Raw genomic sequence first — 24,673 nt, 5'->3', positions numbered from 1 at the left:
TCACTCCAAGATAGCGCAAGCAGAGCATTTTACTTGTGATGCAGATCGACTTCGGTCCGCAGACTGGCACTCGAGAGCGAGGAGAGTGCGGACTTGTGGGGCGGCAACCTTCGCTCCCGCAGCCAATAGGTTTTCATTGCTCCTTTACCTTTGACATTGACAATACCGCGTTCTTCGAGAACGAAGCGACCTTCGAGCCGATCGCGGGTTGCTGCGGTGACTTGAATCGCTCCCGGTTCGCCTGAAGATTCCATGCGCGAAGCCACGTTGACGGCATCGCCCCAAAGGTCGTAGATGAATTTTTTCGTGCCGATGACTCCGGCGACAACCGAGCCGGTGTTAATGCCGATGCGAATTTGAAAGTTTTCATTGCGCTCGCGGTTGAAGCGAGCGACGGCAACGAGCATATCGAGGGCCATATCCGCGATCGCTTCGACGCGATCGGGTACAGGAACGGGAAGTCCTGCCGCTACCATATAAGCATCGCCAATCGTTTTGATTTTTTCTAGACCGTAGTGTTCGGCTAAGGCATCGAAAATTGAAAACATATCGTTGAGTAAATTAACCAGTTCGATGGGTTTTAAGCGAGCAGATAGAGGTGTAAAGCCGACGATATCGGCGAATAAGATGGTGACTTCTTCAAAATGTTCCGCAATCCGCGCGGTAGACCCTTTGGAGTGCGCGCTCTGACTCTGTTTGAGTCGCTCGACGATCGTCGCTGGCAAAATATTGAGCAACAATCGCTCGGACTTTTCTTGTTCGACAGCTAGGGCAGAAGTTCGTTCCCGCACTCGTTCTTCGAGTTCGGCATTTGCCATTTCTAGGGCATAAAAGGACTCTTGTAACTGAGCGGCCATGCTGTTGAAGGAACTCGCTAAGAGTTTAATTTCTCGCGCGTTTCCCTCTTCGACGGTTTTGTCGAGATCGCCGTTAGCCAGCGATCGCGTTGCTTCCACCAAGCGCGCGATCGGAGTCACCAACCAATGTGCCGTCAGCAAGCCCACCGCCGTTGCAATTGCCAGCGCCACCAAGCACAACGCGATCGTCGCGCGCGTATTGGCGTAAATCTGCCCCATGAAATCCCGTTCCGGTACAACCACCACAATCAACCAGTCGAGTCCGTATTTATCTCGATAGGGCATCACCTGCACGTATTGTCGCTCGCCTTCAAAAGGGAAGTCGAGTTGCACCCGGCTTGAAAGCTTGCTAAACCCGCCGTATTCTTCCTGTAAGTACCGAGCCGTCGCTCGCGTCAGCGGATTTTGACTGTCGGTCGCGTTAATCCGTTTCGCGTCCTTACTTCCTGGCTCTTGCACGAACGGATGTTCGCCCGTAGAAGTCGCTACCAGTCCCCCAGATCGTTCCACAATCAGCAATTGAGCGTGGGGGCTAATCGCGATCGTTTTTAAAAAATCCCCGATTGAAGTTAGAATCAAATCGACCCCCAGCGCGCCGCGAAACTCTCCGCTCGCATCGTAGAACGGCTCCGAAGCCGTTATTCCCAACTCTCCCCCCGCAAACGTATAAATATCGCTCCAATTGGTACGCTTGGTTTCTACCGTCTTGATATACCAAGGCCGGGTTCTGGGATCGTATTTTTCGCTGCCGCGCCATTCTATGCGTTGACCTTTCTCATCGAGCGGGTAGATTTTTCGCTCCGGCGCTTGTTCGACGGATTTCGCCGTATAGCGTCCGTCTTCTTCCCGCTTCACATAAATAAATTGTCCTTGCGAATTCCCTAGATAGGTTGCATAAATCGAATTGTACAGTTGAAGTTGCTGCCACAAATAGAGTTCTGAGGCGCGTATCTTCTCAAAATTTAAATCCCCGAGTTTGGCAACTCGGGCATTGTGTTGGGCCAGCAGGCGAGGCGCGTCGAGGTAACTTTGGAGGTGCTGTTGGACGCGGCTTGTGGCTTCGCCGCGCAACTGCATCGCTACATCGTTTACAGCTTTCTGACCGCTTTTAAACGAGAGATATCCCACCAGTCCCACCGCCCCAAAAATTTGAACCACAAAAGGAAGGACGAGGAGGACGCGCAAGGGAACCCTGCCGAGAATCGTACTAACGGAACGCCGAGCTAATTCGAGCGACATGAGGGCAATAGGGGAAGATTTAGCGAGACTTCGAGCGCGATCGCGCTGATGAGGTTTTTCAAACTTATTTCAAGATGGAACTTTACCTATCTGTAAGATTATGCAAAGAACGAGTAAAATCTTGTGAAGGCTGAATAGGTACTTCTTCGATGTTAAACTTTGCAGCCCCTCAATGTCCATTCCTCGATACGCGCGCTCGGGACGCAGCAGCAACGCGCGCCGAACGGAACACAACCCTAGCAATCCTGCCCCAAAGCCAATGTCCAAGCCCGATGAAATGCGCCTGCCCCAATCTGCTACTGCTGATGAAGGCGCGCGCCTAACTGCCGTCGCCGCACGCTTCGAGCGCCAGTATCGCAACCAACCCCTTACTCTACCCGAGGAAGTACAGGCAATGCCGATTTATGAAGAATGGGCGGGCGGTTTGCTGGATGCAAAGTTAGCTTCGCCGTTTTGGGAACTCGCCCAACCGAAGAAAAATCAACGCTGCTTGGATTTGGGCTGCGGTGCGAGTTTTTTAATTTATCCCTGGCGGGACTGGCAGGCGTATTTTTACGGACAAGATGTGAGCGCGACGGCGGTGGAGATGTTGAAATCGCGAGGCTCGCAACTCAATTCTAAACTGTTTAAGGGGACGGTTTTAGCGCCCGCGCACCAGTTGAATTATGAGGCTAATTTCTTTGACGTTGCGATCGCGACGGGATGGAGTTGTTATTATCCGCCGAGCTATTGGAAAACCGTAATGGAAGCGGTTAAAAAAGTTCTCAAACCCGAGGGTATTTTTGTGTTCGATCTCCTCAATCCGGAACAACCTTCATCGGAAGATTGGGCAGTTTTGGAAACTTATTTAGGGGCGGAAGTGTTTCTCGAACCGCTCGCCGAATGGGAAAAGGCGATCTCGGCGGCTGGGGCAAAGATTCTCAAGCGGAAACCGGGTGAGTTATTTGACTTGTATAAAGTCAAGTTTGAATGAGGAAGGACGAACTCGCCCATCAATATTGGCGGCGCGATCGAGAGAATGTTTTTCGCAACCCAGCTTTAGTAAAATTGTTGCAGTCTCAGACAGAGAATTGTTTTCTCTTCAAAACACTTTCATAAAGAGTGGAGAAAGTCAAGAAATTTTTCAAACGAAACACAGCGCTGCGAGCATAGCTGCAAATCTAGCCGTTCTGCCAACTCTACATTCATATTGGTGCTATAACGAGGTTTTCGCTTTTCATCTCCTGATAACTTTATCAATTGTTCTTTCGGTTTAACAATTAAATGAGGATTGTTACTAGCTTCTCCCTTTCCTCTACCCACATATTTAATAACCTCTGGGTCAGCCCAAAACCAAGCTTCTAATTCTTCAATGGGAATGCAGATATGTTTTTTTGTATTCTTGATTGCCGAGGAGGCATCTTCCAGCTTTTTGCGCAGCGTTCCTTCATCATTAAGCGAATTATTTTGCGGATTGCGATCTAGATCGTGAATAATAATAAAAGCGTTACATCCCTCCCTAGATAAAACATCAAGCTTTGCTGATAGCTTTCTCTTTAAGGTACTGCATCCTTTAGATGCCCACAGTTTTGTTCCGATATTTGTACCGAGTACGCGCTGCACGATCTTACGAATTGCATCGCAGTCAGTACGATCTTCAGCAATGATGCCAATGATGGAGCTACTCATCGAGAATACCACTATATAGCCAGTCGCCTAAATCTCCCTCTTCGCTGAGGTAAGCAACAACTTTTTCAATTTCTTCCTCTTGTAGTTTGCGAACAGTGGTACGTCCGGTTTTTCGGTAAACTAAATGAATTCTTTCGGGGATCGTCCAGGCGACGACTTGAGGTGAATGAGTTGAAAGAATTAAGTTATCCTCAAACGTATAGGTTTCCAGTTCGTTGAGTAACTTTTCTAACATTAAGGGATGAATTTGTGTCTCTGGCTCTTCAAGAATAGTCGTTGCATTAGGATAAGGCGAAATTATTTCTATGATAATAGATAAAACTCGTAATGTACCTTCAGAAAGCAAGCCAAAATTGACTCCATCGAGCAATACGGAAGAGACATACTCTTCATCAACAAAGGTCTTCTTATCTAAGCTTTCTTCGCTAAGGACAAATTTTTGAACTGTTATTTTGTTTCCCAGCCCAACTCGTTGACAAACGTTTTCTAGTTCGTCGAGATCCTCTTTATTTTTTTCAATACGGCGAATAACTTTACGAGTGAGGCTATCTGCTAATCCCGAAATCCCTGAAGAAATTCCTTTGCTGGAAACTTTTAAGAAAGAGGGTCGCCTTCTTAAGGTTTGACGGATAGAAGCTTTACCCAGAATACGAACTCCCTTTAAAACAGCATAGACCCATTGCATCTCTACAGGTAGCTTGAGTTGTGAGTTTTCTGGGAGATTCGATTGTCGAAGCGAGGTCATATTTCCCAGTATAGTAATGATGGGATTTTCACTATTGTGTAAGGTCGTTATTCCCGCCTGAGTTTCCCAGAGAAATTCTTGCTTTCCATCAAGATACTGACAGCATTCATTCCAAGAAAACGAATTTTCCTCTACATTATCGTTATCGGATTCATCCAGTTCTGTGAAATCGCTGTCTTCAATAAAAGTTGGCGAAATTATAAGTTCGTATTGATATCTAAGATGACGCTCGCTTGGTGTTAATATCTCAATCTCCAACATTCGAGGAATGCTATCGTTGTCTCGTGACAAGCGCCGGTTAGTTCTCCCAATCGCGCATGAGGAAATCGCTTCAAAGCCTTCAAGAATCGCTGATTTTCCTGCCCCATTTCTGCCAACTAATACAGCAACGCGATCGACGAGAGATACAGACACTCGACCGCCTAAAGCAGTCCAATTGTCAAGGGTAAAAGAGAGGAGGCGAGGCTGACTCATATTGCCACAATTATTAATCTTTTTATCGATCGCGCTCGATTGCGGGTAAGCTTTACCCCAATCGCGTTGCTATACCTAGCATAGCATCTGGCAGACAGGCTCAACTTGCTCTAGAAATTTGCAATGTTAAAGCTTGATTTACCCAGCCTTTAATTCGTCTCGCAAGCGATAAAGAATCGTATCGGAACTAACGCTTTTGAGAATATTTTCAATGACGGTACTCGGCCCCAAAGATCCCCAAGAACAGCCTTGTTGGAGGTATTCTCGCGCGGCTTGTCCAACGGCATAAGCGCCATAACCCGCGATCGCGCCTTGAGCCGCAGCCGTGGTAGCATAGGAAGCGATCGCGCCGGGACTTTCAAACACACTTTGGGCAGCAGCGGCACTTTTTCCCAATCCCATCACAACACTACTTCCCATTTCTCCGAGCAACAAACCCCCGGAACTAAAAATGATTTTTTGCCAAAGTTTCCCGGCTTCAAAACTGGTCATCGGCAAACCATACAAGCGCGCGAGAGAGCGAATTAAGGCGAGATCGGCGACAACTCCCCCCGCAACATCCAAAAGCGCGATCGGATTGAGCGATACAGCGAGGGCTTTATATTTCGCATAATTCCAAACAATTTCTTCAGCTTCGGTGGATCGCAATTCTAATGTTTTTTTCGCTAAAACTTCCGAGGCTTGTTTGGCTTGAAAAAGGGCATTGAGTGCCAGAAGAGAACGCCCTTCCCGATTTAAAATTTCCAATATTTTTTGACGCAGTTCGTCGATTTGTGGCGGCGGACTTTCCCATTCATAACTAACACGCCCATCGGGCCATTCTACGCGCACTTGTACGGGGGAAGGTTCGGCGGCGACGCGCACGATTTCTCCACTCGAAAGCAGAACAGATGCGGGCGTGTTTCCGGGTTGGCGAAGTTGGCAGAGTTGGTTGTAGATGGCTTCGCGATCGCGATCGGGATACAAATCTGTTTTATTAAATACCAAAATAATCGGCTTAGAGTTACGGCGCAACTCGCACAAAGCCTCGTATTCCGTGCGCGTCATATCGCCCGCCACCACAAATAAGATCAAATCGGCTTGCTGTGCCACCTCCCGTGCCATTTGCGCCCGCGCTTCGCCTTCAATTTCATCCAATCCCGGCGTATCGATGAGTTCTACCTGCACCTTTCCACCCGTCGGAACCCAACGCACAGACTTGGGATAGCGCGTTACGCCGTGCAAAGGCCCTGTAGGCAGCAGTTTTTGCCCGACTAAGGCGTTAACCACCGCAGATTTGCCCCGACTGACGAGTCCGAAGGCAGCGATGCAGATGGCGTTGCGCTCGAGTTTGTCGAGGGCGGATTTAATCGCTTGTAGTTCGCCGCGCACGGCGGATTGCAGTTCTGGACTGGGGGCGCGCTTTCCGTGGCGGCGAAAACTCGAGTACCAAGACAGCGATTGTTGCAAGCTAGCTTTAGCTTGGTTGAAGTGGGTTTCTGAGGGGGAGGGCGTAGGGTTCAAGGCAGGAGGTGCGATCGCGCATTGACTCTTACTATGTTAACGTGAGTTCGACGGAGCCTGAAGTTCTTAGCTTATCCTAAGCTGGAAGCTTTATTCCTCCGTGAAGCGCGCTCGCAGGCGCATTGCTTTAAGGCGCACAAAAGATTCTCTATACAATTTTTTGCGCTGAAAAGAACTTAAAGTTTGCCAGTGCTGATATGCGGGAACGGCAGTTTCCAACAGAAAGCTTTCCCAGCGATGCACAATGTTTTCGGGGAGAAATTCTTGAGATCGTAACTTCCCCCGCTCGATCATTGCACGTCGCAATTCTGGATTCTCTCGCAAGTGTGTTAGGGCAGCGATCGCTTCGGAATAGGACTTTATTTCTACATAATCTAACTCGCTTTTTCTCTCGGCACGAAACGCCGATTCTCGCCCCAATATTGCAGGAACTCCGGCTAACCAGCTATTGTATAGCTTGGTTGCCGGTTTACTCGAGAATTTCTTGTTTTTTAAGCTTCTGACGGAAAAAGTTGCATCAATGTCTCGATAATCATGCCAACAATCGGAGGATTTAACAAACCAGTTCAACCCTAAATTTTTGAGATCTTCAATCCAAGCTTGTTGGTGAAACTCTGCGGATAAATTTCGGGGATTGCCGAAGAAAGCAATATTTTCAAAGCGATCGCCCCGTTCTGGATCTCGAGGCAATAAACCTTGTTGGTGCCAAAGGGGAATAAAGTGAGGATTCCAAATCGAGCTTAAAGTACGGCATTCTTGAGGATTCTGGACGATATGAATTCGAGCGGCAGGGTGCGGATCTCGCTCGGCTTTTAAGCAAATGAGAAGCAAATTTGGAGAGGGAGAGGGCAAAGTATCGGGCAAACAGTCTCGATGGGCTAAAACAATCCCTTCAGAAGGGAATGCTGCACTGAGTTGGCAGGGAAAATCTCGCTCTTTTAGGTAGAGATAAGTTTTTAATGTCCAGCAATAAATGCCACGATTAAACCCTTGCCAAAAAGTTTCGCTATGGGTTGGCAACTCTTCATGTAAGTCGGCTTCTTTTGGCAAGTAAAAGACAATCGGGGGCAGGTTTAGAGGGGGATAGGCTTTGGGCATTTCTATTCTTCGTGAAATTGTTGCATGAATTTACGGTCGATCGCGTCTTTCCAACGCCACAGTAAGGGAGATTGCCAGCCCAATCTTCCCCAAGACGCGATCGCACTTTTATCCCCCGTTCCAATTAAAGCTAAATAATTCCGTTGCGGCACATATTTTAAAAGCGATTTTCCCGCAGCTAACCGTTGAACATTCTTATATAATGGTTTCCCCTGACGCACGGCGAAAACTCCCGCTTTCGGACGCGGATGTTCGCGCATCGTCGCAATATCTCCGGTTGCAAAAATAAAGGGATGAGAAACCGATTGAAGCGTTTCGCTGATTAAAATGAACCCGCGTTCGTCGGTGGCGAGTCCGGAAGCGGCAATCCAAGGCGGTGCGGAAGCTTGCGTTACCCAAAAGATGCTTGTTCCGACGCGATCGCATTTTACCTTCAATCCCGATTCGCAGATGAGGCAATCGGGCAAAACTTCCTTGACATTTTCGCCCAAATGAACAATCGCGCCGCGATCGCGCAAAATTTTTTCTAACCTTCGACTCACCCAAGCATTATGACCGCTTAACAGTCGTTCGTCGCGATGAAATAAATGTAGAGTCAAATTTTCCTTGGGTTGTCCTGCGGCTTGGTAACGTCGTTGTAAGTTCGCTTGTACGTTAAGCGCGAGTTCTACGCCGCCCGCCCCACCGCCAACAATCGCCAAGGTTAGGGGAGAATCGGGATGTTGCGTTACTGTTGCTTCGATTTGCTGCCAAACTTGTAAAAACTCGGGGACGGGTTTAATGGGGGTTGTATATTCTGCTGCACCAGGGACGGTATTGCGGGCGGGCGTGCTGCCAATATCAATTGATAAGTAGTCGAAGGGAATAGGGCTGCTTTCGTCACAGATAACGCATTTTCGTTCTAAGTCTAAACCAACGGCGCGATCGTGTATAAATTCCGCTCCCGCCAACTCAGCCAAAGGGGGCAAATCGATATGGGTTTCCTCGTAGCTGTAAAACCCAGCGATATAACCGGGTAGCATCCCGGAATAAGGCGTGTGGGTGACATCGCTAATGAGAGTAAGGCGCAGGTTGGGGATGGGATGAGTTGCGAGTAATTTTAGCGCGATCGCGTGGCTGTGTCCGCCTCCGATGAGGACTAAATGAGGGCTGCGGTTAGGATGAATTCGCGACATTGCTTGTTTGGGTACATTGAGTAGGAACCGGACAGCACAACAATTAAGATGAAGTCTCTCGACCGTTATTATGCGATTTTAGGACTTAAAGCGGGCGCATCGCCCGAAGCGATTAAGCAAGCGTATCGCCAACTCGCCCGTACTTGGCATCCGGATCTTTTTGTTGGTGACGAAGTATTGAAGCAACAAGCAGAGGAGAAGTTCAAGCAGATTGCCGAGGCGTATGAATATCTTAGAAGCGGTTTGGAGGGGAACTTCTCCGCGCGGAGTGCTGGCAACGAAACGAGTGGGAAGTCCACCAGAGCTTCAACCCGCCCAACTTCACCGGAGGAATGTTATAACTGGGGCGTTGCTAATGCAGAAGCGGGAAACCTATTAGAGGCGATCGCTGATTTCACTGCCGCCCTTCACCTCAACCCGCAATACATTCAAGCTTACCAATATCGCGGCTTTCTCAACGAAAAGCTGGGCTATCAAAACCGGGCAGAAGCTGATTTTTGCAAAGCTGCCGAATTAAAACTCCAGTGTCAATCTTCCTCAACTTCTGCCCCCGAACCCTCGTCTCAGGCAAATCCGTCACTTTGGAGGCAGGTGCGCCTTTTCTGCACCCATCGGGGAACGGTTGACGCGATCGCCATTCACCCTCGAGGGCATATTTTCGCGATCGCCAGTAGTGATGGCACGATAAAGCTCTGTCAGGTAAAGACTGGACAAAATCTTTGTACGTTTCGAGATACTGGAAAACCCCTCTATAGCCTTGCTTTCAGTGCCAACGGGCAATTTTTGGTGAGTGGAAGCGCGGATGGAATGATTAAGCTTTGGGATTTAAAGTCGCGATCGCCCATTCGTTCTTTTGGCGGGCGTTCTAGCGGACATACCGATAAGGTTACGGCGATCGCTTTGACTCCGGACAATCGCGCCTTAATCAGCGGTAGTGCCGATAAAACTGTTAAGCTCTGGGAGGTCGCAACGGGAAGGATTCGAGCCGATCTCAAGGGCTATGGGGCGGAGGTTTGCGCGATCGCCATAAGTCCGGACGGAAAAAGCTTTGCGAGTGGCGGTTGGGAAAAGTCGCTGAGAATTCGCGATCTCGAAACGGGAAAGCTGATTCGTTCTCTGCGGGGGAATTCCGGAATTTTAAGCATTGCCTACTCCCCAGACGGAAAAACCATTGCGACGGGGGGACTCGATCGCGCGATTCAGTTGTGGAATCTCGAGCGTCCAGAACCGCACGTGCTAACCGGACATCGCGATCGCGTTTCCACCATTACATTTAATAACGATGGCACTCTCCTGGCAACGGGCAGTTGGGATAATACCGTAAAACTATGGCAGCTTCCGAGCGAGCGAGAACTTTGTACGCTATCGGGTCATCGCCAGCGGGTTCTTGCTATTACCTTTAGCCCTGATGGTAAGCGCCTTACCAGCAGTTCTGCCGACGGCGCGATCGCCCTTTGGCAGTCCAATTATTAACTAATGTAACAATATTGCCGTCATAGCAGCTTACTGTCTTGACAGCCCCTAGTAAACCCAGTAAGCTTGCATAGCATACCCGGGTAGAACACTTAGTAAGAGAAATGCAAGACAAGCAGAAGGTCACAGTTTATCTTCCACCAGGAATTCATCGACAGCTAAAAATTCGAGCAGCAGTAGATGCCGAATCGATGTCGTCAATGGTCGAGAGAGCTATCCAGTTCTACCTCCAAAATCCTGAAGTGGTCGAAGAAGCAGAACCCGCCCACGGGAGGACGCATCGGGTATATGCCTGTCCGGAATGCCATAGCCCCATAATCGAGCGGGATGGCGAATTGATTTCCCTCAAAAATCAACCGGGTGTCTTGTCTGAGGAAGTCCAACCCCCCAAAGTTCGAGAAGAAACAGTCAGTGCTAGCTCGGATGCTTCGGAAGAATTGGTTCCCTTGTTAACCAGCTAAATCGAAGGCCGAAATCTAGCAACGAGGTTAGGGATTGTGCCGTATTCAACGCTAGGTCGATAGTCATGAAAGAAGAGCTAAGTATTCTCATTCAAGCTCAATATCCCCTGATTTACCTCGTCACGTCTGAAGAGGAAAGAGCGGAACAGGCGATCGCCGACGAGATTGCCAAAGCCAAAACCCAACAACGTCGAGTCTTCGTCTGGACTGTCACTCACGGTTTAGTCGAACACGGCCAACCCCGCAGCGTTACCCAGCACAACACTGTTTCGCCCGAAGCTGCCATCCAATGGGTCGTGCAGCATCGAGAACCGGGTATATTTATCTTTAAAGATTTGCACCCCTTTATCGACGCGCCTGCAACCACTCGTTGGTTAAGAGATGCGATCGCGAGCTTTAAAGGAACCGAAAAAATTATTATTCTGATGTCGCCGGTTCAGCAAATCCCGATTGAATTGGAAAAAGAAGTGGTCGTCTTAGACTTTGCCCTTCCCAATCTCAACGAATTAGACCGGGTGCTATCCAAACAACTCGATCGCGTCAGAAACAAGCAGCGCACGACCACCGACACGCGGGAAAAACTCCTTAAAGCTGCCCTCGGCTTAACCAAAGACGAAGCCGAAAAAGTTTATCGAAAAGCTTGCGTCAAGACGGGTCGTCTCACTGAAGAAGAAGTTGAAATCGTCCTCTCCGAGAAAAAGCAACTCATTCGTCGCAACGGCATCCTCGAATATATCGAAGAAGACGAAACCCTTGCTTCCGTCGGCGGCTTAGAAGAATTAAAACGCTGGTTGAAGCAGCGCTCAAACGCCTTCACCGAGCGCGCCAGAGAATATGGCTTGCCCCAGCCCAAGGGGATGTTAATCCTCGGCGTACCGGGTTGCGGTAAATCCTTAATCGCCAAAACTACAGCGCGTCTGTGGGGATTGCCCCTCCTGCGTTTAGATATGGGTCGAGTCTACGATGGTTCGATGGTCGGGCGATCGGAAGCCAACCTGCGGAACGCGCTCAAAACAGCCGAATCGATCTCCCCCGTTATCCTCTTCATCGACGAACTCGACAAAGCCTTTGCAGGCGGTACGGGTTCTGCTGATTCCGACGGCGGTACGAGTAGCCGCATCTTCGGTTCCTTCCTGACTTGGATGCAAGAAAAAACCTCTCCCGTGTTCGTCATGGCAACCGCAAACCGCATCGAGCGGCTTCCTGGAGAGTTTTTACGCAAAGGACGTTTCGACGAAATCTTCTTCGTTGATTTACCGACCACTGAAGAACGCCAACAGATTTTCCAAATTCACCTTGGCAAGCGACGCAATGAAATATCTCGCTTCGATTTACATCAGCTTGCCAATATGTCCGACGGATTTTCCGGTGCAGAGATAGAGCAAGCGATTGTCGCTGCCATGTACGAAGCTTTCGCGCAAGAACGCGAATTCACGCAGCTAGACATCATCGCCGCTCTCAAAGCCACACTCCCTCTGTCCCGCACGATGATGGAACAGGTCACTGCCCTGAGAGATTGGGCAAGGCAACGCGCCCGACCTGCCGCCGCCGCCATTGCAGAATACCTGCAATTGGAATCGTAAAACAGGCTTTCTCCCGTAGCGATACGGGGGCTAAGGCTAGCAAATCGATTGCTAGCAGCACAACCCAAAACGCCGCTTTTCCCCAAGTTAGCGGCAAACCCAAACCAACAACTGTCGTTTTAGAGTTAAGAGGAAATCCAATAATGTCTCACTTTAGCACCCTCCGTACCAAAATCACCGATGTCGAAATCCTCAAGGCTTCTTTGCAAGACCTCGGCATCTCCACCAAGTCCAGCGCTGATGTGCGCGGCTACAACGGTCAGCGCGTCCGTGCCGATTTGGTTGCCGTTCTCGATGGCGAATACGATCTCGGCTGGTCCTGCAACAGCGACGGCACTTACGATTTAATCGCCGATCTCTGGGGCGTTGCCAAGAAGCACAATCAAACCGAATTGATCAATTCGATCAACCAAAAATACGCTGTTAATAAAACCCTGGCAGAAGTGAAGCAACGCGGTTTGCAAAATGCTAACGTTAAGCTGGTTGTGCAGCAGTAGCGATCGATGCGCGTTCCCAAGCTTGCGGGTTGACCTGGTAAGGTTAACCCCTTTTTTCTGCCAAATTTCAAATTTAAGATTGGCAAGTAGTCGGGCTTTGCTTGCATGGAGCAAAGCCCAATTTAATATTTTAGAGAATGGCTAGAAAAACGCTTGGCAATTCCTAGTTATTACGAGGGCGATTCAGTCGGAGAAGCCGGCGATTCACTAGGAGCCTTATCCCCACCGCCGCAAGCGACTAAAGGCAGAGCTAAAGCAAAAAGGCAAGCTAAAGTTAAAAATTTCTTAGTCATTTAATTGCTCCTGTAAAGAACTGTTAGGTTGTATTTACTTTTGCAACATTAGCACAAAAATTGAAGGATGGCTTGGGTGAAATCCGTCCATTTAGTTCGGGTCAAAAGTGGCTAGCGAGCATTGAATGTTAGGATTGTATCGCAATTGGCTGTATGTTTAACTGCTTATGTCTGTTTCACCCCGCGATCCGAGAGGTTTAAGGCGACCGAGAGTCAAAAAGTCGCCTCCTGTCAAAACGGCTCGAGTGAGAGAAGGTTTGCGCGCGCATCGTTCCCGAGCGGCTTCTGGGGCTTCCCAACCTTCGCGAACGACTTCGGCGCGTTCTCTACCCCCTTTGCTAGAAATACTGGTGTTGTTGCAGCGGGGTTCTTCGGTTGTGGCGTTTTCTTTAATTGGTGCGGCGCTAGCACTCTACGCGGCAACAGTCTATCTCCAACAGCAGTGGAGCGAAGCGTATCAAACGCTGGAACGGTTGCAACGAGAGACGCGCAGCCTAACAGCAGCTGATGAAACTTTTAAGCATCAGCTAGCCAAACAAGCCCAGAATAAGGAAACGGGTTTAGTGTTTCCCTCGCCCAGCCAAACGATTTATCTTTATCCGGCTTCGGTGCAATCGCAACAGAAGCCGACTCCCGAAGAGCAAAAGCAGGAAACTCCGGCCAATAATAATGCGCCGCTGGGCTATTAAGGAACGCTAAGCGTCGTTGGCGAGGACTCCGTGCAGAAAAATATCGGCAATGCCTTCAGCCATTTCTTGCATTTCTCGGGGGGAGGCGTTGGGGTTGATGATGGTGCGATCGGAGAAGCCCGCGATCGCGAACATCCCTAAAAAGACTTGAGCGACAATTTTTGGGTTAGTGCGTCGATAAATCCCGCGATCCATTGCGGTTTGGAAAAAGGCTTCCGCCACGTCGGTCATTTTGGTGATGACTTCTAACTGGATGCGATCGCGCAATTCGGGATGAAATTGCGCTTCCATAAAGCAGACCCGCATCAAATCGCTGCTTTCCCACATTCGCAACATTCGCCGACGCATCACCTGCGCCACTGCTTTGTAACTCCCCATCTCGCTCAACTCCGTCAGCAAATCGGTGAGGATATCTACCCATCCCTTCGTTGCGACTTCCACCAAAATTGCTTTCTTATTGACAAAATGTCGAAACAGGGTTCCTTCTGCCACGCCCGCCGCTGCTGCTAAATCTTTAGTTGTGGTTGCATCGTAGCCTTGGCGGGCAAACAACTTTAAGGCAGCGTTCAAAATGCGAGTGCGCGTATCTTCCTCCGTTGGTATTTCATCAGCGGGTCGTCGGTGAAACAGTTGCATAAGCGCTAAGGGCGTGAAAGCAATAAAGGCCTGTTAGGCCATTCTCATATACGAATCGGGGATCGTGCCAAAAGCTTCACAAAAATTCCTGCTTTAAGCCGGTTAACCCAACTTTGGGAGAGGGCGCACTCAGACCTGCGGCAAAGCCAACCGAACGGGTGACGAACAACTGAGGGCGGATTTCCGAGCGCCGCCAATCCTTAGAAATTCGTTACAATTGTTGATATTTATTCCGGAGGTCGCCATGACTCAAATTGGATTAGAAGAGATCGCCCGCCAACTCGAGAGTAGCGATTCTCGCGATCGCTTATTGGCTCTGGCGGCGTTGCAAACCGTTCCCGCTCGAGATGCGGTTCCCCTGATTCAGAAAGTTTTGTACGATGAAATGCTGCCGGTGCGATCGATGGCAATTTTTGCCCTCGGCGTAAAGCACACCGAAGAATGCTATCCGCTCCTGATTAAATTGCTCGAAACCGATCCCGATTATGGCATTCGCGCTGAGGCCGCCGGAGCGCTCGGATATCTCGGCGATATTCGCGCTTTTGAACCGCTGGCGCGCGCTTTTTACGAAGATACCCAATGGCTCGTCCGGTTTAGTGCGGCAGTTTCTCTCGGCAACCTCCAAGATTCCCGCGCCAAACAACTTTTGCTTCAAGCTCTCGAGAGCAAAGAAATTTTGTTGCAGCAAGCAGCTATCTCTGCTATTGGGGAAATAGGAGCTATCGATGCTGTCGAGGCAATCCTTCGCTTTGCTGCATCTGAAGATTGGCTGATACGGCAGCGCCTTGCCGAAGCGCTGGGGAATTTGCCCACTCCCAAAAGTCGCTCCGCTCTCATTTTCTTAACAAAAGATACCAATGCTGGCGTTCGTGCAGCAGCGACTCATTCCTTAAAGCGGCTTGATGGCGGAATCGATGTTTAATTAAAAATTAATAATTAATCATTATCCGTTGGATTGAATGGCACTTAAAGCGGTAGGGACTAATACCACAAACCTTGATAAAGGGGAGTTTGGACGCTCCCAACTCTCCTGAAATCCGTGCCATTGAGTCTGTTTATCTGTTCTGCCTAATTTGCGATTCTCTCGGCTTGCAAGGCTACCGCAGAGCAGGGAAAGCAGTTTTACACTTCTAGTGTGCTACCATCTTTGGTAGGTTTTGGCAACTGTTAAAAACAAATGAGCAAGGTTCTCGTTTTGAACGCTTCCTACGAACCGCTCAACATCACAACGTGGCGACGAGCGGTCGTACTTTTGCTGAAGGGTAAGGCAGAACAGCTAGAGTACCAACAACACTACGTCTATTCAGAATTTCCGGTTCCCACCGTGATTCGGCTTCGCTACTACGTTCGAGTGCCTTACCGAGAAATTCCGCTGACTCGGCGAAACATCTTAGAACGCGACGACCATACTTGTCAATACTGTAGCTATAAAGGGGATAGCCTGACCTTGGATCATGTGATTCCGCGATCGCGCGGCGGTCAGGATATATGGGAAAATCTCGTTTCGGCTTGCGTTCGCTGCAATGTCAACAAGGGCAACCGCACGCCCGCTGAAGCTTCGATGCCGCTGAGAACGCAGCCCCGCCGACCTTATAGCAGCCTCCACTTTGAAGTTGCCCGCTACGTGAAAAGCGGTCGCAATCCCGAGTGGAAAAAGTATGCAATTGGAATTTAAACCCCACTATGCACTAAAGTAATCCCTTTTCCTTCAGCCAGTCGCGATTAAACAGTTTCGATTGATAGCGCGAACCGCCATCGCACAGTACCGTAACAATTGTATGTCCGGGGCCGAGTTTTCGGGCTAAAGCGCAGGTAGCGGCGACGTTAATTCCGACCGAACCGCCCATAAATAACCCATCTTCGCGCAACAATTGATAGATGGTTTGAATGCACTCGCGATCGCCGATTTGAATGGCATCGTCGGTCGGTACGCCTTCCATATTCGCCGTAACGCGACTGTTGCCAATCCCTTCGGTAATCGAACTGCCTTCTGTTGTCAGTTCTCCGGTTTTAACGTAACTATACAGCGCGCTGCCCATCGGGTCGGCAACAACGCATTGAATATCGGGATTTTTTTCTTTCAGGAATAAAGCTACGCCCGCATAAGTTCCTCCCGTTCCCGTCGCGGCGACCCAACCATCGATTTTACCGTCGGTTTGTTCCCAAATTTCCGGCCCGGTGGTTTCGTAGTGGGCGCGGCGATTGGCTAAGTTATCAAATTGATTGGCCCAAATCGCGTTGTCCATTTCTGCGGCAAGGCGACCGGAGAGTTTGACATAATTATTGGGATCTTTATAGGGAACAGCGGGAACGGTGCGAACTTCTGCACCTAATGTTCTCAGCAGTTCGATTTTTTCTGGCGATTGAGTTTCGGGAATGACGATGAGGCATTTATAGCCTTTGGCATTACAAATATGGGCTAAACCAATGCCGGTATTACCCGCCGTCCCTTCGACAACCGTACCGCCGGGATTGAGAAGACCTTGCTTTTCGGCATCCTCAATGATGAATAAAGCGGCGCGATCTTTGACCGAACCGCCGGGATTGAGAAATTCAGCTTTGCCGAGAATTTCGCAGCCGGTTTGCTGGCTGAAACTGTTTAAGCGAATCAGGGGGGTATTGCCGACTGTGCCGACGAAACCGTCTTTAATCTCCATGTTGCTTGCTCGATATCTGCGGTTCTTTCTCATTTTTAATTGTAGGCGCGATCGCTCCGCAACGTTAAAGTAGGGACGTTAAATTTAACGTCCCTACAGCAAGATTTAACGTCCCTACAGCAAGGGTTTCATCCTCTTAACCCGTTCAAACGGGGTTAAGCCTTGAGATTTATACAGCTTGCAGGACGGATTGCGGGACGAGGGGGAAAACTTGCACCCGCCCATCATCGTCGAGATCGACAATAACCGTATCGCCTTCATTAACTCGTCCTTCGAGGATAGCTTCAGCGAGGTTATCTTCGAGAAGGTTGGTTAACGCACGACGGAGGGGACGCGCGCCGTAGGCAGGATCGTAACCGATTTTAACGGCGTAGTCTTGGAAGCGATCGCGCACTTCCAAATTCAAACCGTGGATTTCCCAAACGCGATCGCGCACTTCCTTCACCATTATCTCGGCAATCTGCTGCACTTGGGCTTTCTGCAACGGCTCGAAAACGATGATTTCGTCGAGGCGGTTGAGAAACTCAGGACGGAAGAATTGCTTGAGGTTATCGGTGACGCTACCGCGAATGCGTTGTTGTTGCACTTGCGCGAGGTTATCAGCAAACTCAAAACCAATCCCGCTACCGCCTTTTTCGATCGCCTTCGAGCCAATATTCGAGGTCATAATCACGATCGTATTCTTGAAGTCTACGACGCGACCGCGCGCATCCGTGAGGCGACCGTCATCGAGCAATTGCAACAGGAGGTTAAACACATCCGGGTGCGCTTTCTCGATTTCGTCGAACAGGACAACCGAATAAGGTTTGCGACGTACTGCTTCGGTAAGCTGTCCGCCTTCCTCATGTCCGACATATCCCGGCGGCGAACCGATGAGTTTCGATACCGTATGCGATTCCATCAATTCCGACATATCGAGGCGAATCATCGCGTCATCGGAACCGAAAAGGTAAGCAGCGAGGGCTTTAGCAAGTTCGGTTTTCCCGACTCCGGTAGGCCCGCAGAAGACGAAACTCGCGATCGGGCGGTTGGGATCGCCGATCCCCGCACGAGAACGGCGGATAGCGCGTGCGACGGCAGTTACGGCTTCGTTTTGTCCGATAACGCGCTCGTGTAAGTTGGCTTCTAAATGCAGCAACATTTCCGATTCGGCGGCGGTTAATTTATTCGCCGGAATCCCCGTCCAAGCGGCGACAATTTGGGCAATTGTTTCGCTATCGACAACGGGAACGGTGGGTTCCTCGAGGGTGGATTTGAGGGCGGCGGAATGCTGCAAGCGAGCGCGAGAACCAGCTTCGTCGATTAAGTCGATGGCTTTATCCGGGAGGAAGCGATCGCGAATATAACGATCTGAGAGCTTCGCCGCTGCTTCCAAGGCAGAATCGGTAAACTGGACGTTGTGGAAATCGGCATAAGTAGAACGCAAACCTTGTAAGATCGCGATCGCATCTTCAACCGACGGTTCGCCGACCATCACCTTTTGGAAGCGACGTTCCAAAGCCGCATCGGACTCGATATGCTGGCGATACTCATCTAAGGTCGTTGCGCCGACGCACTGCAACTCACCGCGCGCCAGCGCCGGTTTGAGGAGGTTCGCCGCATCCATCGCGCCTTCAATCGACCCCGCACCGACGAGAGTATGGATTTCGTCGATAAACAGGATGATATTCCCCGCGCGCTGGACTTCATCGACCATTCCCTTGAGGCGTTCCTCAAATTCTCCCCTAAAGCGGGTTCCCGCCACCATTGCGCCCATATCGACACTAATAACCTGTTTGTCGTGCAGCAGTTCTGGTGCGTCGCCATTGACAATACGCTGGGCGATTCCAGCAGCGATCGCAGTTTTTCCGACTCCGGGTTCGCCGACGAGAACGGGATTATTTTTGGTACGACGGCCCAAAATTTGGATGGCGCGGGCAACTTCAGCATCGCGTCCGACAACGGGATCGAGTTTTCCTTCCCGCGCTTGTTGGGTTAAATTCGTGCTAAATTCCGCTAAATTGAAATGTTGGCTTTGCGGTTCGCCCGAGAACGGATTGCCTTTGCGATTGTTGCGAACGGGTTTTGCCGCTGCCGTTTCGCCGATCGCGCGAATGATAGCCGTGCGCAAGGTCTCGAGATTGACTCCGAGATTTTGTAACACCCGAATGGCAACTGTATCGGTATCTTTGAGGAGAGCGAGTAAAATGTGTTCGGTCGCGATCGCGTTTTGTCCGAGACGGCGCGCTTCTGCCAGCGCCTCCTCAAACACTGCCCTCGCTTTCGGCGTAAAGGGAAGATTCGCCGGGACATAACCCGGGCCGCGACCGATTAACTCATCGACCTGAACGCGGGCTGCTTGGAGGGTTACGCCCTGCTGAGACAGAAGTTTTGCAGCGATTCCCGTTCCTTCCGCAATCAACCCTAATAATAATTGTTCCGTGCCGACCAAGTTATGCCCCGTCCGTCGAGCTTCTTCCTGGGCAATAATGACTGACTTAATCGCAACGTCAAGAAAATGTTCAAACATAGTAGCGATAGAATAAGGTGATTACGTGGATTTACGCTTCTTAATTATTTTTCTCTTTCCACTGTAGTCATTCAGGATAATTTTACGCAGTGGGGTAAACCGTAATCGGGAATGGGGTAGTTGAAAATTGCAAATTACGCTAACGATCCTTAGCGTCCGAAACCTTTGCTATACCGTTATATTTTTTCTTTTCTACCCCGTGGATCGATCGCCTCTAACCTTCTGTTCTCTACTCCCGTATCGCCACAATGGTTCCCATGACGAGCGACGCGATCGCGGCTACGATTAAACTCAACAGAGCCGCAGAACTGAGAACGATCCAGGACGGCGGGATGGCAAGATTTTTAGACATAAATTGTCCCGCAGGCGTAGCGAGGGTAGCTTGAATTTGTTTTTGCTCGATCGCAGGACCGCGCGCTGCGAGGGTTGCCGTCGCGATACCGCTACCGATTCCCGTTCCTAAAATCAAAGCGGTATTTTGGAAGGTACGATTTTGCCGCGCCGTTTCGCGATCGCCTTTTGCTTGACTGACGGAAACTTCCGCGCGCAGGAGTTGAATCGCCAGTTCGAGCAATTCTAAACCGCCCTTCGCCGTTTCAAAATCTTTTTGTAAAAACCGCAAATAGCGATCGCGCGCCAAAGTCGCAAATTGTCCCAAAAACGCCAAATCTCCCGATAAATTTTCGGCTGCCACACTGGTCGCTAGGGCGCTGCTATGTTGGTTGTATAGCTCCAAACTCAAGTCCATCGCTGCAATTTTATGTTGCAGTTCGTTGAGATCGAGGCTGTAATCAACAAACATCGCGCGGATAAATTCGAGTTTTTCTTCGATTTGCTCGAGAGAACTCGAATTCGCCTTTCCTTTCCCGACATTTTCAAAGTAACGTTGAATATCGACGCGATCGGCGACTAATAATTCTTTTAATAACCGACTCTGACGGTAGTGCCAAAGCACTTGATGCCGGTAGCAAAATAAACGCAACCATTCGGCAATAAAATAGGTTGCTGATGATGCTATCTCTAGACTCGGATAAATCGCAATAATAACGTGATGGCTTCGATTAACTTTTTCTACCTCTTTAGGGACTTCCATCTCTTCAGTGAGCGATTCTAACGAAGGATCGAAGCTCCACAGTTCAAATAATTTCCCCCCTAAAAAATTACTCGTACTGGTTAAATTTTCTTCCCAACTTCCCCCTTCCATAAAGCTTTTGTAGCACTCTTTCGCTAAAGCCGTTGCTTGGGTATAAGTAAAGGGTTCTATATAAGCCGAAATCATCCAAGTTTGTCCCAAGCTTCCTGACTGTCCTTGTAAAGCTTGCTCTAAAATATGCTTGATTTTGGAAGAATAAGCGACTGAATACGGTAAGTATTTGTCTCGAACGCCACAACTGAGGAGCAATCCATAAGCCTCTTGGATGCGCACGGGATAGCAATAACCTTGAAATTCCGGCGAAGCAATCTGTAGATTTTCAATCTGCGTTCTCTCATCGAGTAATTCGACAAATTCTGCCTCAGAACGATTATCTTTTTCCCAGTCAATTGAGGTAAAATTCGCCGGAAACTTTTTGATAAAAAGATTGCGATTTTCTTGAATATCTTCCAAACTTTGCCCCGATTCATGACGCAAATCGTATAGCAATAAATCGACAGTTGGAGAAATCAGTGCAGCCATACTGGGTAAGATGCGAGTAACAGGGGTCAGCAGTTCGCTTAAATTTTTTACTTTCTAATTCCGTCCTGCGATCGGAAGTTTCAAGCTTAACAGATTACCGCAAATCGCTGCTCGCGTAAAATGGTCGGGAAATTTTAACACTGTCTGACCTGTTGGAATTCAACGAAATCGTGCAGTCGCTCGTCCCAAATACTGACATAGATATCGCCGCAATCTTGGCGCACGATTTGAACTTTTGCCCCACCAACTTGATAGCGATAGTTGTCGAGTTGTCGCCGATAAACGCGATCGAGTCCCTGTCTGACTGCATCGGGTGCTTGACCGTCTAAGAGATCGTTTAAGGTTTGCTGGGCCGTCGGGAGGTTGACAGATTGACGGAAAGATGCCTCAGTTTGACGAATGCGCCCGGAGTTGCGATCGAACAGATAGCCGAGATCTACGCCATCGCGAACGCCGTTGTAGACCACGGCGCGCGTATTGCCGTATGCGCCGCGCAAGTCTCTCGTAGGTTGTCCGAGCGTCGCTTCGACATCTCGGCGCGCCGTATCGAGGGGGAAGGCAGGAACGCCCTGGGTTTGGGGACGGGGAGAGGGGGGGACGGGGGGACGGGGAGAGGGGGGGACGGGGAGAGGGGGAGAGGAAGCCGGGACGCGATCGCTTCCTGATGAGGTGGGGTTAGCTGGAACGCGATCGCTTCCTGAATCGGAGGGGGAAGCTGGAGCGCGATCGCTTCCTGAATCGGTGGGGTTAGCTGGAGCGCGATTGCTTCCTGAAGGGGTGGAAGAAGCTGGAACGCGATCGCTTCCTGATGAGGTAGAAGAGGGAGAATCGCTCGCTCGCGGGGCATTTTGTGAGGGACTAGCCGACGGTTGAGAGGAGACTTCCCGACGTTCGGAGGGGGTAGAAGCGCGGCGAAACAGCGGCGGAAGCAAGCCAATCAAGAGGGCGAGGGCGGCAATTCCCGCGATCGCAACTCCAGCAATAACTGGCCAGCGCGACGAGGAATTGGGATCGGGAATCGATCCCGAACCTCCTGCGGGAGAACGCGGCGCAGCGGGGGAATGTCCGCCGACAGCAACGGTTGCTGCTACGACGCTGGGGGGATTAACTGGGGCTGCTGCTGGGGTGGGGGGGCTGGTAGTGGTAAGGGCTTGTAGGGCTTCTGGAGCATTCGCATAGCGATCGCCAAAATAATAGGCGGTCATTTTCGAGAGAATAGCGGCAAAACCCGGACTCACTGAAGCTAAATGCTGCCAAATTACCTCGCCTCGCTCGTCTGTTTGCAAGCGATCGGGCGAAACGCCGGTGAGGGCATGAATTGCGGTCATTCCCAACGCATAAATATCGCTGCTGAAGCGCGGTTGCCCCGTGCTTTGTTCGGCAGGCATATATCCCGGCGTACCGATGGCGAGGGTTTGTCCGGAAGTGCGCTCTGGATCTGCCCCGCCTTGGACGATTTCTTTGACGATTCCGAAGTCGATTAAGACCAGTTTGCCGTCGCGATCTCGTCGCATAATATTCGACGGTTTAATATCGCGATGAATCACCTGATTTTTGTGGACAAATGCCAAAATCTCTAAAACTTCTTGCAAAAAGGTTCGCGTTTGCGCCTCCGTCCAGCGCTTTCCCGTACCGATTTCCTCTTCTAAGTTGTGGCCTTCAATAAATTCTTGAATCAGGTAAAATTCGCCATTTTCCTGAAAATAAGCGTAAACATCGGGAATTTGCGGGTTCTGCTGTCCCAATCTATAGAGAATTTCTCCTTCCTTCTCGAAGCGCCGCACCATCGCCGGATCGAGCATTTGCGGGTGAAGTTGCTTCACCACGCACTTCGGCTTCGGATTGACGGGCATATCCAAATCCTCAGCTAGGAAGGTTTTCCCGAATCCTCCTTCTCCGAGTTGGCGAAGGATTTTGTAGCGTTGGCGCAGAATTTGTCCGAGCATAAGAAGGCGCGATCGATGCAGTGACGAGAACGTTGTTTGATTTTTGCACCCTTCAGCCATCAACGCAAGATATCTAAGGGAATAATTGATAATAGATTAAGGAATATTATTGAGATTCATGACATCATTACTCGTTACAGTTACTGGAATTGTCCTAGTATATCGACAAGCTTACAATCGTGGGTAACGCAATTCCTAAAACCTTTGCCACTCCTTTATTTCAGCGATCTCTTTCTCCGTAAAATCAAGCTTGTCAATGTAGTAGGGTGGGCAGCGCCCACCAGCCAGGACTTTGGTGCGTTTAGAAACGTGCTTTCACGTTTCAATTCGTGCTATATTCCAATTGAATATGACGTTACATAGAATCGACTCCACTCAATTTTAGGTTAAGATAATGGTGCGTTACACTGCGCTAACGCACCTACTTTTGATTCTATACAGCTTCACATCAATCTGTCTTATTAAGGGAGAAGATAGAGAATAATTTGCTGTTTGTTAAACGGAAGTTTAGGAAATTTTTTTTGTACTTCATCTAATGGAGAACTGCTAAATTAGCGCCAATCATCTAACACAAAAACATCCGGTCGATGATAAAGTGGCTCGTTATTTTTGTGCATGGCGACTCCGATAACTTCCGCTCGAAAACCGCGATCGAGCAGTCGAGTGTACGCTTCATTGTGACTGCTATTAACACCCGCGCTCAACCGTGACATTTTTTGAGTTTCCCCATAAACTTCGCACAGTTTGAGCAACCGTTCAAACCGTTCTCCCGCCCCTTGTCCCGATCGCACCGCTCCAAACTTAATGTAACAAACCTCGCTCCCCGCTTCGCTTCCCGCCCCGCAATGACAGACAGCAAATCCAGCTAAGCTTGTTTCATCTTCCAGCAGAACCGTATCGCCTAAATTTTGCTCGCTCACAGCGACAATCTCTCGCGATAAATCCAATCCAGGATAAAGCGAATCGGTCAGTTCAAAGCAGTCTTTAAGGCATACTTCTTGGCGCTTTTGAGTCAGTTCTGAGTATTTATAGCCCGGTAGAAATTTTGCAATAGACTGGATCGGTTTTGTTAAAAGAAAAGTTAAAAAGCGCGGGTAAAGCCCAAACTTTTGATAGAGCGCGAGATGCTTTGGACTGTTGGCGAAGGTAAATAATCCCACCTGTTGCGTTCCTGCTTCTGCTAATCGCGCGATCGCTGCCTCAACCAAATGTTGACCGATCCCCCGATTCCACAAGTCAGGGCGAACGCTGAGGGGGCCGAATATACCGACACTTCCCCAAGAATAAGCAATATTAGAGCCAACAACTTCCCCATCCATTTCAGCAGCCAATGCTGCGGTGGGATTTGCACTGAAGCGAGTTTTTAAGTAGTCAACATCGCCTAAAAAATCGGCAGGATTTGGCAGCCCCATGAAAGTCCCGAAGGCGATTCTAAAGATTTTGTCTGCTGTTTCTAGTTCGTTGGCTTGGAGAGGGCGAATTGAGAGATTCATGA

21 protein-coding genes are annotated in these 24,673 nt (G+C 49.6%); 8 read left to right on the top strand and 13 right to left on the bottom strand.

The window, feature by feature from the left end; all coding sequences use genetic code 11:
• Positions 1-29: 29 nt before the first annotated feature.
• Positions 30-2,096, bottom strand: coding sequence for an adenylate/guanylate cyclase domain-containing protein (locus tag H6G50_RS09885; RefSeq protein WP_190715693.1), 2,067 nt, complete (start codon positions 2,094-2,096; stop codon positions 30-32).
• A gap of 277 nt (positions 2,097-2,373) precedes the next feature.
• Between H6G50_RS09885 and H6G50_RS09880 the strand changes: the two genes are divergently transcribed.
• Positions 2,374-3,069 (top strand): class I SAM-dependent methyltransferase, encoded by a 696-nt coding sequence (locus H6G50_RS09880; RefSeq protein ID WP_242032780.1) that lies wholly within the window; start codon positions 2,374-2,376, stop codon positions 3,067-3,069.
• A gap of 119 nt (positions 3,070-3,188) precedes the next feature.
• Here the strand turns inward: H6G50_RS09880 and H6G50_RS09875 are convergent, their stop codons facing one another.
• The 5 genes from H6G50_RS09875 to H6G50_RS09855 all read right to left on the bottom strand — a co-directional run bounded on the left by H6G50_RS09875 (position 3,189) and on the right by H6G50_RS09855 (position 8,759).
• Positions 3,189-3,764, bottom strand: a complete 576-nt coding sequence (locus H6G50_RS09875; RefSeq protein ID WP_190715691.1) for a DUF4276 family protein — start codon at positions 3,762-3,764, stop codon at positions 3,189-3,191.
• Complete coding sequence (locus H6G50_RS09870) at positions 3,757-4,983, bottom strand: ATP-binding protein (protein ID WP_190715689.1); 1,227 nt, start codon at positions 4,981-4,983, stop codon at positions 3,757-3,759. The genes H6G50_RS09875 and H6G50_RS09870 overlap by 8 nt, the downstream gene beginning before the upstream one ends.
• A 138-nt stretch (positions 4,984-5,121) precedes the next feature.
• A complete protein-coding gene (locus H6G50_RS09865) occupies positions 5,122-6,486 on the bottom strand; it encodes a GTP-binding protein (protein ID WP_190715687.1) in 1,365 nt (454 codons plus the stop codon).
• Between the two features lie 90 nt (positions 6,487-6,576).
• Positions 6,577-7,584 carry a hypothetical protein gene (locus tag H6G50_RS09860; RefSeq protein ID WP_190715686.1) on the bottom strand — a complete coding sequence of 336 codons (1,008 nt, stop codon included), beginning with the start codon at positions 7,582-7,584 and terminating at the stop codon, positions 6,577-6,579.
• A 2-nt stretch (positions 7,585-7,586) separates the two neighbouring features.
• Positions 7,587-8,759 (bottom strand): FAD-dependent oxidoreductase, encoded by a 1,173-nt coding sequence (locus tag H6G50_RS09855; protein ID WP_190715684.1) that lies wholly within the window; start codon positions 8,757-8,759, stop codon positions 7,587-7,589.
• 48 nt (positions 8,760-8,807) lie between these two features.
• On the opposite strand from H6G50_RS09855, the gene H6G50_RS09850 reads away from it, so the two are divergent.
• From H6G50_RS09850 to H6G50_RS09835, 4 genes are all read left to right on the top strand, one after another.
• A complete protein-coding gene (locus H6G50_RS09850) occupies positions 8,808-10,232 on the top strand; it encodes a DnaJ domain-containing protein (protein ID WP_190715681.1) in 1,425 nt (474 codons plus the stop codon).
• Between the two features lie 104 nt (positions 10,233-10,336).
• Complete coding sequence (locus H6G50_RS09845; RefSeq protein ID WP_190715679.1) at positions 10,337-10,693, top strand: hypothetical protein; 357 nt, start codon at positions 10,337-10,339, stop codon at positions 10,691-10,693.
• A 65-nt stretch (positions 10,694-10,758) separates the two neighbouring features.
• On the top strand, positions 10,759-12,276 hold the full coding sequence (locus H6G50_RS09840) for an AAA family ATPase (protein ID WP_190715677.1): 1,518 nt from the start codon (positions 10,759-10,761) through the stop codon (positions 12,274-12,276).
• Between the two features lie 143 nt (positions 12,277-12,419).
• Positions 12,420-12,773, top strand: a complete 354-nt coding sequence (locus H6G50_RS09835) for a DUF1257 domain-containing protein (protein ID WP_190715675.1) — start codon at positions 12,420-12,422, stop codon at positions 12,771-12,773.
• 170 nt (positions 12,774-12,943) lie between these two features.
• Here H6G50_RS09835 and H6G50_RS24385 read toward each other — a convergent pair whose 3' ends face one another.
• A complete protein-coding gene (locus H6G50_RS24385) occupies positions 12,944-13,066 on the bottom strand; it encodes a hypothetical protein (RefSeq protein WP_277882678.1) in 123 nt (40 codons plus the stop codon).
• Positions 13,067-13,233: 167 nt separating this feature from the next.
• On the opposite strand from H6G50_RS24385, the gene H6G50_RS09830 reads away from it, so the two are divergent.
• Positions 13,234-13,755, top strand: a complete 522-nt coding sequence (locus H6G50_RS09830) for a hypothetical protein (protein WP_190715673.1) — start codon at positions 13,234-13,236, stop codon at positions 13,753-13,755.
• A gap of 6 nt (positions 13,756-13,761) precedes the next feature.
• On the opposite strand, the gene H6G50_RS09825 is transcribed toward H6G50_RS09830, so the two are convergent.
• A complete protein-coding gene (locus H6G50_RS09825) occupies positions 13,762-14,391 on the bottom strand; it encodes a TetR/AcrR family transcriptional regulator (protein ID WP_190715672.1) in 630 nt (209 codons plus the stop codon).
• 244 nt (positions 14,392-14,635) lie between these two features.
• Between H6G50_RS09825 and H6G50_RS09820 the strand changes: the two genes are divergently transcribed.
• Positions 14,636-15,313 (top strand): HEAT repeat domain-containing protein, encoded by a 678-nt coding sequence (locus H6G50_RS09820; protein WP_190715670.1) that lies wholly within the window; start codon positions 14,636-14,638, stop codon positions 15,311-15,313.
• A 255-nt stretch (positions 15,314-15,568) separates the two neighbouring features.
• Entirely contained in the window at positions 15,569-16,066 is a 498-nt protein-coding gene (locus H6G50_RS09815; RefSeq protein WP_190715668.1) for an HNH endonuclease, read from the top strand.
• Between the two features lie 13 nt (positions 16,067-16,079).
• Here H6G50_RS09815 and H6G50_RS09810 read toward each other — a convergent pair whose 3' ends face one another.
• The 5 genes from H6G50_RS09810 to H6G50_RS09790 form a co-directional block, all read right to left on the bottom strand.
• Positions 16,080-17,048 carry a cysteine synthase A gene (locus H6G50_RS09810; RefSeq protein ID WP_190715666.1) on the bottom strand — a complete coding sequence of 323 codons (969 nt, stop codon included), beginning with the start codon at positions 17,046-17,048 and terminating at the stop codon, positions 16,080-16,082.
• 169 nt (positions 17,049-17,217) lie between these two features.
• The gene (locus tag H6G50_RS09805) at positions 17,218-19,557 is read right to left on the bottom strand and encodes an ATP-dependent Clp protease ATP-binding subunit (protein ID WP_190715664.1); all 2,340 of its coding nucleotides are present in this window, start codon (positions 19,555-19,557) and stop codon (positions 17,218-17,220) included.
• Between the two features lie 229 nt (positions 19,558-19,786).
• Complete coding sequence (locus H6G50_RS09800) at positions 19,787-21,232, bottom strand: hypothetical protein (RefSeq protein WP_190715662.1); 1,446 nt, start codon at positions 21,230-21,232, stop codon at positions 19,787-19,789.
• A 134-nt stretch (positions 21,233-21,366) separates the two neighbouring features.
• Complete coding sequence (locus H6G50_RS09795; RefSeq protein ID WP_190715660.1) at positions 21,367-23,178, bottom strand: serine/threonine-protein kinase; 1,812 nt, start codon at positions 23,176-23,178, stop codon at positions 21,367-21,369.
• 551 nt (positions 23,179-23,729) lie between these two features.
• Complete coding sequence (locus H6G50_RS09790) at positions 23,730-24,671, bottom strand: GNAT family N-acetyltransferase (protein ID WP_190715659.1); 942 nt, start codon at positions 24,669-24,671, stop codon at positions 23,730-23,732.
• Positions 24,672-24,673: the final 2 nt, after the last annotated feature.

Source organism: Oscillatoria sp. FACHB-1406 (genome assembly GCF_014698145.1).
In the GTDB taxonomy this organism is placed as follows: domain Bacteria; phylum Cyanobacteriota; class Cyanobacteriia; order Cyanobacteriales; family Spirulinaceae; genus FACHB-1406.
The sequence above is the reverse complement of the archived record's forward strand: the minus strand, read 5'-3'. Positions and strand labels throughout refer to the sequence as shown.